The organism is Microbacterium sp. IEGM 1404, from assembly GCF_030056775.1.
In the GTDB taxonomy this organism is placed as follows: Bacteria; Actinomycetota; Actinomycetes; order Actinomycetales; family Microbacteriaceae; genus Microbacterium.
Window position 1 is genome coordinate 465915 of sequence record NZ_JASHKP010000004.1, and the last position, 8133, is coordinate 474047.

Annotated in this window: 8 protein-coding genes; 5 read left to right on the forward strand and 3 right to left on the reverse strand. The window is 72.5% G+C overall.

From position 1 onward, the window contains the following. Positions 1-20: 20 nt before the first annotated feature. Positions 21-1061: an aldo/keto reductase gene (locus QM517_RS16590; protein ID WP_283289041.1), complete on the forward strand. Its 1041-nt coding sequence runs from the start codon at positions 21-23 to the stop codon at positions 1059-1061. A gap of 16 nt (positions 1062-1077) precedes the next feature. Here QM517_RS16590 and QM517_RS16595 read toward each other — a convergent pair whose 3' ends face one another. Further along, on the reverse strand, positions 1078-1917 hold the full coding sequence (locus QM517_RS16595; protein ID WP_283289043.1) for a universal stress protein: 840 nt from the start codon (positions 1915-1917) through the stop codon (positions 1078-1080). 134 nt (positions 1918-2051) lie between these two features. Here QM517_RS16595 and adhP point away from each other — a divergent pair, with 134 nt between their 5' ends. Beyond that, complete coding sequence (gene adhP, locus QM517_RS16600; RefSeq protein ID WP_283289045.1) at positions 2052-3110, forward strand: alcohol dehydrogenase AdhP; 1059 nt, start codon at positions 2052-2054, stop codon at positions 3108-3110. A gap of 75 nt (positions 3111-3185) precedes the next feature. Here adhP and QM517_RS16605 read toward each other — a convergent pair whose 3' ends face one another. Continuing rightward, positions 3186-3893 (reverse strand): hypothetical protein, encoded by a 708-nt coding sequence (locus tag QM517_RS16605; protein ID WP_283289048.1) that lies wholly within the window; start codon positions 3891-3893, stop codon positions 3186-3188. Positions 3894-3976: 83 nt separating this feature from the next. Beyond that, positions 3977-4462 (reverse strand): winged helix-turn-helix transcriptional regulator, encoded by a 486-nt coding sequence (locus QM517_RS16610; protein WP_283289049.1) that lies wholly within the window; start codon positions 4460-4462, stop codon positions 3977-3979. A gap of 79 nt (positions 4463-4541) precedes the next feature. On the opposite strand from QM517_RS16610, the gene QM517_RS16615 reads away from it, so the two are divergent. The 3 genes from QM517_RS16615 to QM517_RS16625 form a co-directional block, all read left to right on the forward strand. Further along, a complete protein-coding gene (locus QM517_RS16615; RefSeq protein ID WP_283289052.1) occupies positions 4542-6008 on the forward strand; it encodes an MFS transporter in 1467 nt (488 codons plus the stop codon). Further along, positions 6005-6688, forward strand: a complete 684-nt coding sequence (locus QM517_RS16620) for an SDR family oxidoreductase (protein WP_283289054.1) — start codon at positions 6005-6007, stop codon at positions 6686-6688. The genes QM517_RS16615 and QM517_RS16620 overlap by 4 nt, the downstream gene beginning before the upstream one ends. 202 nt (positions 6689-6890) lie before the next feature. Further along, the coding region (locus QM517_RS16625; protein ID WP_283289056.1) for an HNH endonuclease signature motif containing protein at positions 6891-8133 on the forward strand (1243 nt) is incomplete at its 3' end.

Sequence of the window (8133 nt, forward strand, 5' to 3'; positions counted from 1 at the left end):
CCTGAGCCCCGAGGAGCACCATGCCCATCGCCGCCGATGACCCCCGCCTGACCTCCGCTTTCGTGGCGTCGACGGACCGCTACGACGACGTCCCGTTCGCGCGCGCGGGGGCCAGCGGCATCCGTCTGCCCCGCATCTCGCTGGGGCTGTGGCAGAACTTCGGCAGCGGCCGCACGCTCGACTCGCAGCGCGAGATCCTGCTGCACGCGTTCGATCGCGGCGTCGTGCACATCGACCTCGCCAACAACTACGGCCCTCCGTACGGCGCCGCTGAAACGACGTTCGGGACCGTGTTCGAGAGCGACCTGCGCCCCTACCGCGACGAGCTGTTCCTCTCGACCAAGGCCGGCTACGACATGTGGCCCGGCCCCTTCGGCGACGGCGGGTCGCGTAAGTACCTCGTCCGCTCCCTCGAGCAGAGCCTGTCCCGCATGCGGACCGATCACGTCGACGTGTTCTACTCGCACCGTCCCGACCCCGAGACGCCGCTGGAAGAAACGATGACCGCGCTCGCCGACATCGTGCGCAGCGGTAAGGCGCTCTACGCCGGCATCTCGAACTACCCCGCCGACCTCGCGCGCCGGGCGCACGAACTGCTCGCCGCAGAGGGCGTGCGGCTGTTCGTGCACCAGCCGCGCTACTCGCTGTTCGACCGGACCCCCGAATCCGACCTGTTCCCGGCTCTGCGCGAGCTGGGCGTGGGCAGCGCGGTCTTCTCCCCCCTCGCACAAGGCCTCCTGACAGCGAAGTACCTCGACGGCACCGTCCCCGCCGACTCGCGCGCCGCCGACAGCCGGTTCCTGGACAGCAGCGCCCTCACCGACGACTACCTCGAGCGCATCCGCGGCATCGACGGCATCGCGCGTGAGGCAGGCCTGTCGATCCCGCAGCTGGCGGTCGCCTGGGTGCTGCGCGACCCGGTGGTGACGACCGCGATCATCGGCGCATCGCGGCCGAGCCAGGTCGACGACGCCGTCGAGGCGAGCAAGGCGACCCTCCCGGATGCCGTGATCGCGGCGCTCGAGGCGTTCGCGGCCGAGCCCGGCGCCGCCCTGCGCTGAGCGGTCGCCGCGCTGGTCACCGCACGATGGCCGTGACTGTGGGCAGGTGCGACAGCACCGCCTGACTCGTCGACCCGAGAAGGAACCGGGCCAGGGGTCCGCGTCCGTGGCTGCCCACGACGAGGAGTCGGGCGGAGCGGGCCGTCCGCAGCAGGACACCCGTGGGGTATCCGGACTCGACGACGGTGGACACCGCGAGATCGGGGTAGTCCTGCCGGAGCCCCGCGAGCGAGATCGCCAGATCCTCCGTCGTGAGGGACTGCATCCGATCGAGGTAGTCCTGCGGGTACTCGTCCAGTTCGAAGGGCACCGGCACCGGCGACCAGGTCATGACGGCGGTGAGGGCCTCGCCCGTCCGGTCCGCCTCGGCGGCCGCGAACGCCACGGCTTTCTCGGACGCCTCCGACCCGTCGACCCCGACGACGACGCCGGAACGGCCCGCGACGTCGTTCTCGGGGACGACGACGACGGGGCAGTGGGCTCCGGCGGTGATCCGCACCCCGCGCACCCCGCGCAGATGCGAACCGTCCCGAGCGAAGTCGCTGCCCAGCACGAGCAGGTCGGCGCGCTCGGACACCGCGATCAGCCGCGCCACGGGGTCTCCGCGCTCGATGAGGATCTCGGCATCCACCCCGGCGTTCCGAGCCTGCTCGGCCGCGTACTCGAGCAGGGCCGTGGCGCGGGTGAGCGCGCGTGCGACGAGCGTCTCCTCGCCGGCGACACCCCACGCCGAGCCCACGACGGACACCAGCAGAAGCCGCTCACGTCGAGCGACCGCGCGCTCGATCGCCCACTGGAGCGCGCTCCGCGCTCCCGCCGCGTCGGTGACTCCGACCGCGATCGTCCCGTTCATCATCAGCCTCCGTCCGAGCCGGGGATCGGCTCGTTCCGATCGTCCCGCCCGCGGAGCGAACGCCGCGGGACCTTCGACCCGCCGCCCGGGGACTCACCGGCGAAGACTCGGATCAGCACAGAATCCAAGGAGAGATCATGCGTGCAGCAGTCGTCGATCGGTTCGGTTCGCCCGCGGCGGTCGAGGAGCGGGCCATCCCCCGCCCGGGAGCCGGGCAGGTGCTCGTGCGGCTCGAGACGTGCGGGCTGTGTCACACCGACATCCACGCGATGAACGGGGACTGGCCCGTCAAGCCCGGCCTTCCGCTCGTCCCGGGGCACGAGGGAGTGGGGATCATCGAAGAGCTCGGCGCCGGCGTCACCGGCCGCACGGTCGGCCAGCGCGTCGCGATGCCGTGGCTCGGTCACGCGTGCGGTGAGTGCCGCTACTGCGTCGACGGGCGCGAGAACCTCTGCGAGAAGCAGTACAACAACGGCTACGGCGTGGACGGCGCGTACGCCGAGTACATGCTCGCCGACGCGCGCTTCGCCGTGCCCGTCCCGGACGGTGTCACGCCGCTCGACGCGGCGCCGCTGACCTGCGCCGGGGTCACCACGTACGCCGCCGTGAAGAACGCCCGGGTGACGCCGGGGGAGACCGTCGCGGTGTTCGGCGTCGGCGGGCTCGGGCATCTGGCCGTGCAGTACGCGCGTCTCGTGGGGGCGAAGGTCATCGCCGTCGACGTCACCGACGAGAAGCTGCGCCTGGCGAGCGAGCTCGGCGCCGACCACGTCGTCAACGCCCGCGCCACCGACCCGGTCGAGGCGATCCGCCAGTACGGCGGGGCCGACGCCGTCATCGTGCTCGCGGTCGTGCCCACTGTGTTCCGGCAGGCGTTCGACTCGCTGAACCGGGGCGGTCGGCTCGTGCTCGTGTCGCTCCCGGCGGACGGCGAACTGACGATCCCCATCTTCGACACCGTGCTCAAGGGCATCAGCGTCATCGGTTCCATCGTCGGGACGCGTCAGGACCTCGCCGAAGTGTTCGCCCTGCACGCGCTCGGGCGTACGCGGGTCATCACCGAGACACGCGACCTGGCGGACGTGAACCGCTCGGTGGAGGAAGTGCTTGCGGGGTCGGTGCCGGCGCGCCTGGTCTTCGCGTACCACACGGCCGATCTGGTGCCGGTGGCCGAGGCAGTGGAGACCGTCTCCTAGAACGGTCTCTTTCGGGCCTGCCTCCCAAACGCCGGCCGGTCCCGCGGGAAGCGGGGCGGGCCGGCGTTCGGTCGTTCAGTCCGGGGTTCCCGGGGGCAGCTCCGACCGGTCGACGACGTCCGCGTCGGTCTCGCCGGTGAGGCGCCACCAGCTCGGACCGGACTTATACCGGTCGTACGGCATCCACTCACCGCTACGGAGGATGAAGTCGTGCCCGGCGGAGAAAGCGAAGTAGCGGGGCCCGAGACTCGTCGAGTGTCGCCAGTACTCCCGTGGTGCGGGCGTCTCGCCGGTCGCCGCGTGAGCCGCCTGGCCGTCGGGGCCAGGGGCGGTGTCGGGCGTTTCGCCGGTCGCCGGTCGATCCGCTTGCCGGTCGGGGCGAGGGCTGATGTCGGGCGTCTCGCCGGTCGCCGCGCGTTCGGCCTGCCGGTCGGACCGAGGGGCGGTGCGCGGAGGGGGAGGTTCTCCGCCGTCCCACCGCGCGTACCAGAACGCGCGTGAGGTCAGCGCGGCGACGGCGTCGTCCTCGAGCGAGGGAAGCAGGGCGCGGAGGCGGGATGCGAAACGGGAGCCGCCCTCGGGCGCGAGCTCGTCCACACGAATCGTGTTCGCCGCGGTGACCGCGTGCTCCACGGCGCGCGCCAGGTCGGAAGCGGGAACACCGTGCCGATGCGCGAGATCCGCGACCGCCTGCGCGTCCGCGGCCGGGTGCGGGCCGCGCCCCCACCCGAGGTAGGCGACGACGGCCGCGGAGACCATGTCGCCGTTCACCGGTGCACTCATCTCATCGAGCCTAACGAGAGGCGTGATCTGCGTCCGGGGTGCCGGGGCGCGGGGCGCTCCCTGGCGCGTCCCGGTGGTGGCGCTCAGCCGAGGGTCACGACGCGGCCCTCCCACGGGCCGGGCCTCTGCCACGCCACCTCGTTGTCGACGTCGAGCAGCGCTCCGCAGTGCTCGCAGACCTCTGACCGATCGGATGCCACGCCACAGGCGCCGCAGATCACGGCGAACGTCGGTTCCTCGTTCTCGGACGGGCGGTGCTCGTGCGCCCAGGCCGCATACGCCTGCAGGATCGGCAGCGCATCGGTCGCGGCGCGCGTGGGGAGGTACTCGACGCGCGGGCGCGGTCCGGTCGTGTAGGCCCGCGTCTCGAGGAGTCCCGACGACACCATGCTCGACAGGCGTGACGACAGCACGTTGTCCGCGGCATCCATCCGACGCTTGAAGTCGTCGAAGCGGCGCGCGCCGGCGAGCGACTCGCGAAGGATCAACAGCACCCACGGGTCGCCGACGGCGTCGATCCCGCGCGCGATCGGGCAGACGTTTCCGCTCCAGTCGGACCGCAGGGGCATGGCATCCTCCTCTGACTTGCTTGAAGCAAGCATACGCGCTAGCGTTCCGGTACTTACTCCTTTGAAGAAAGTAAATGTCGTGAGCGAGACCACCGTTTCCGCCGCCCCTCCGCGTGCCGGCACGCCGTCCGGCCCGCCCGCCCAGTGGACGACGCGTGCCCGCTGGTACACGGCGTTGAACCTTCTCGGCTCCCTCGCCGTCGCGGCCGCCGCGGGCGCGGGCAGTCCGCTGTTCGTCTACGACCAGGGGAGGTGGGGCTTCGGCGACGGGACGCTCACCGTGATGTTCTCCGTCTACGCGTTCACGCTGCTGGTCACGCTCCTGATCGCCGGGTCGTTGTCCGACCACGTCGGCCGCCGGCCCGTCATGATCGGTGCGTTGCTGCTGCTCCTCGTCGCATGCGGTCTCCACCTGGCGGCGACATCGGCGGAGTGGGTCGTCGTGGCCCGCGCGGTGCAGGGGATCTCGACGGGCGCGGCGATCGGCACGTTCACCGCGATGGTGTCCGAAACTGTGCCGCCGCACGCGCGCGGACGCATGACGCAGATCGCGGGGACGATCCCGATCGGTGGCCTCGCGCTGGGCGCGCTGTTCGGTGGCGTGGCCGTCGCCGTGGCCCCCGCTCCCTCACTCGCCGTGTTCGTGCCGATCGCGCTGCTCGTGGTGGTCGCCCTCGGTGCGGTCCTGCTCACGCCGGAGTCCTCGTCGAGGGTCGCGGGCGCGTGGCGCTCGCTCGTCCCGCGCGTCGCGGTTCCCCGTCGCGTCCGTCCGGAGTTCCTGCGCGGGGCCTGGCTCGTCTCCGCCGCGTGGATGAGCTCGGGCCTGTTCCTGGGGCTCATGCCGTCCCTCGCGCACCACACCCTCGGGCTCGACACCGTGGCCGCCTCGACGCTCGTGTTCCTCCAGCCCGCCGTCGCCGCCGTCACGGGACTCGCCGCGACCGGCCTCGCGCCACGGACCTCGGCGGTGGTGGGCGCGCTCGGATGCGCGGTCGGCGGCATCCTTCTGATCGTCGGCATCGGCACCGCCTCGACCGGGATCGTGGTGGCCTCCGCGCTCGCCGCGGGCATCGGCAACGGCCTCGGCTTCGCGGCCGTGCTCCGACCCCTGAGCGCGGCCGCCCACACCCACGAACGCGGCGGGCTCATGGCGGCGATCTACGTCGTCGCCTACCTCAGCTACGGCGTGCCCGCGCTCGTCGCCGGTCAGCTCGCGACGGTGTTCGCGCTGCCCGCGACGGCGATCGGATACGCGGCGTTCCTGGCCGCGGTCGCCCTCGTCGCGCTGGCGTCCCGCGCGGGTGTCCGGACACCCGGCGCCGGCATCCCGGGCCCCGGCGCCGCGACACCCGGCAGCGGCGTTCCGGGCTCCGGCGCGGCGAGCCCCCGCGGTGGCGTTCCGGGCCCCGGTGCCTTCATCCCGACCCCCGCCCGCTCGGGCGGACTCGAACAAGAACCCGCCCGCTCGGGCGGACAGGAACCCGCCCGCTCGGGCGGACAGGAACCCGCCCGCTCGGGCGGACTCGAACAAGGAGAGATGAAATGACGGAGATCTCGGATGCCGTCGTGCTCGTCACGGGCGCGAACGGCGGGCTGGGCACGGAGTTCGTGCGGCAGGCGCTCGCGGGCGGAGCGAAGAAGGTCTACGCGGCGGCGCGCTCGCCGCGGGAGTGGGGCGACGCGCGCGTCGTGCCCCTTGTCCTCGACGTCACCGATGAGAGCGCGATCGAGCGGGCGGCGCGGGATGCCGCGGATGTCGACGTGCTCGTCAACAACGCCGGCATCCTGCGTCAGGGTGACCTGGTGACGGGCGACGTGGCGGACATCCGCGCTCAGCTGGAGACGAATCTGTTCGGCCCCCTCCTGCTGACCCGTGCGTTCGCGCCGCGCCTGGTCGCCGCGAAGGGTGCGGTGATCAACGTCGCGTCGGTGCTGTCCTGGCTGGCGTGGGGCAAGGGCTACAGCATTTCCAAGGCGGCCCTCTGGTCGGCGACCGAGGGGCTGCGCCTCGAACTGGAGCCGCAGGGTGTGCAGGTCGTGGGGGCGTACCTCGCCTTCACCGACACCCCGATGAACGACGGTCTGACCGACCAGCCGCTGAACGACCCCGCCGACGTCGTCGCGGCGATCTACGACGGGTTGCGCCGCGGGCACGGCGAGGTCCTCGCCGACGAGACGACGCGCGCGGTCCGCGCGGGCTTGTCGCGGGTCGCGAACGCGGCCTGACGGCGGCCAGCTCGGGGTATCGCTGCGCGTCTGCAGAAGTTCACCCGCGGCATGTTCCTCCGCGCAAAAACCCGATCAGTCGTGGATTCTGCAGATGCGACGGCGCGGCACCCCTCCTCCCCATCGGGTGGTGTGTCGGATCCGTCCCCATTCGGGTGGGTGGGGCGGGTTCGATGTCGGACTCCCTCGCTAGCATGCATACATGACCTTCGATGCGTCTCCGATACCACCCGATGACTCGGCTGCGGCCCTGTCGTCGGTGCTGGTCGAGGTGCGCGGAGTGGATGCCGAAGTCGCCTCGGCCGAAGCGCGGCGGGTGCGGGCGTTGGCCCGCGCGGGACACCTCGCCCTGGACGCGTCGGCGGGGGTGCGGGCGTCGTCGAGGGCGGCGGAGATGGCGGTGCGGGAGGTCGCGTCCGAGATCGCGGCCGCGTCACACCTGTCTGATCGGAGCGTGCAGGCGCAGATCGGGCGGGCGATGACCCTCGCCGACGACTTCCCCGTGACACTGGACGCGTGGGAGGCGGGGGTCCTGTCCCGCGCCCACGTGCAGGTGATCGTGGATGCCGGCATCTCGCTGCCCCAGGATCGGCGCCACGAGTTCGATGTCCTCGCCGCCGCCACCGCTGACGGACTGAGCCCCGGGCGGGTGAAGACGCGGTTGGCCGCGCTGGTCGAGTCCCTCCAGCCGACGACGCTCACCGAACGGCACCACCGCGGCCGCCAAACCCGGTGCGTGCGGGTCGTGACCGGGGAGGACGGGATGTCCGACCTGATCGCGACGCTCCCCACCGTGCTGGCGGTGGGGATCTACGACCGGCTCGTGCAGCAGAGCGCCGCGATCGTCGACCTCCGCCGAGACTCAGAGCCGCGGGTCCATGACCCCGCGGGAGAACCCGCGGGTGGTCGCGGAGGTGGTGACGACCGCGGCGACCGCTCGCAGGCCGCAACGCCGGCCGCGCCCGACACGCGGGTGCCTGATTTCCGAACGCCCGACACACGGACGGCCGACCAGGTGCGCGCCGACCTCCTCGCCGACCTCCTCCTGACCGCCGCGCCGGAGGCCGACCCCACCCGCACTGATGACGGCCCCGGCACCCTGGGCGCGATCCGCGCGCGGGTGCAGGTCGTCGTTCCCGCCCTCACCATGCTGCGACCCGGCACCGAGAACCTCGATCCCGCCGACCTCGTCGGCCACGGACCCATCGACGCCGCCACCGCCCGCGCCCTCGCCGAGACCACCCCCGTCCCCTGGGACCGGGTCATCACCCACCCCGTCACCGGGGAGGTACTCCGCACCGACACCTACCACCGCACCGCCGCGATCGACCGGCACCTCAGAGCCCGCGATCGCCACTGCCGCTGGCCCGGCTGCGTCGCCCCCGCCGTGCGCTGCGAAGTCGACCACACCCACGACCACGCCCTCGGCGGCCCCACCGACGTCA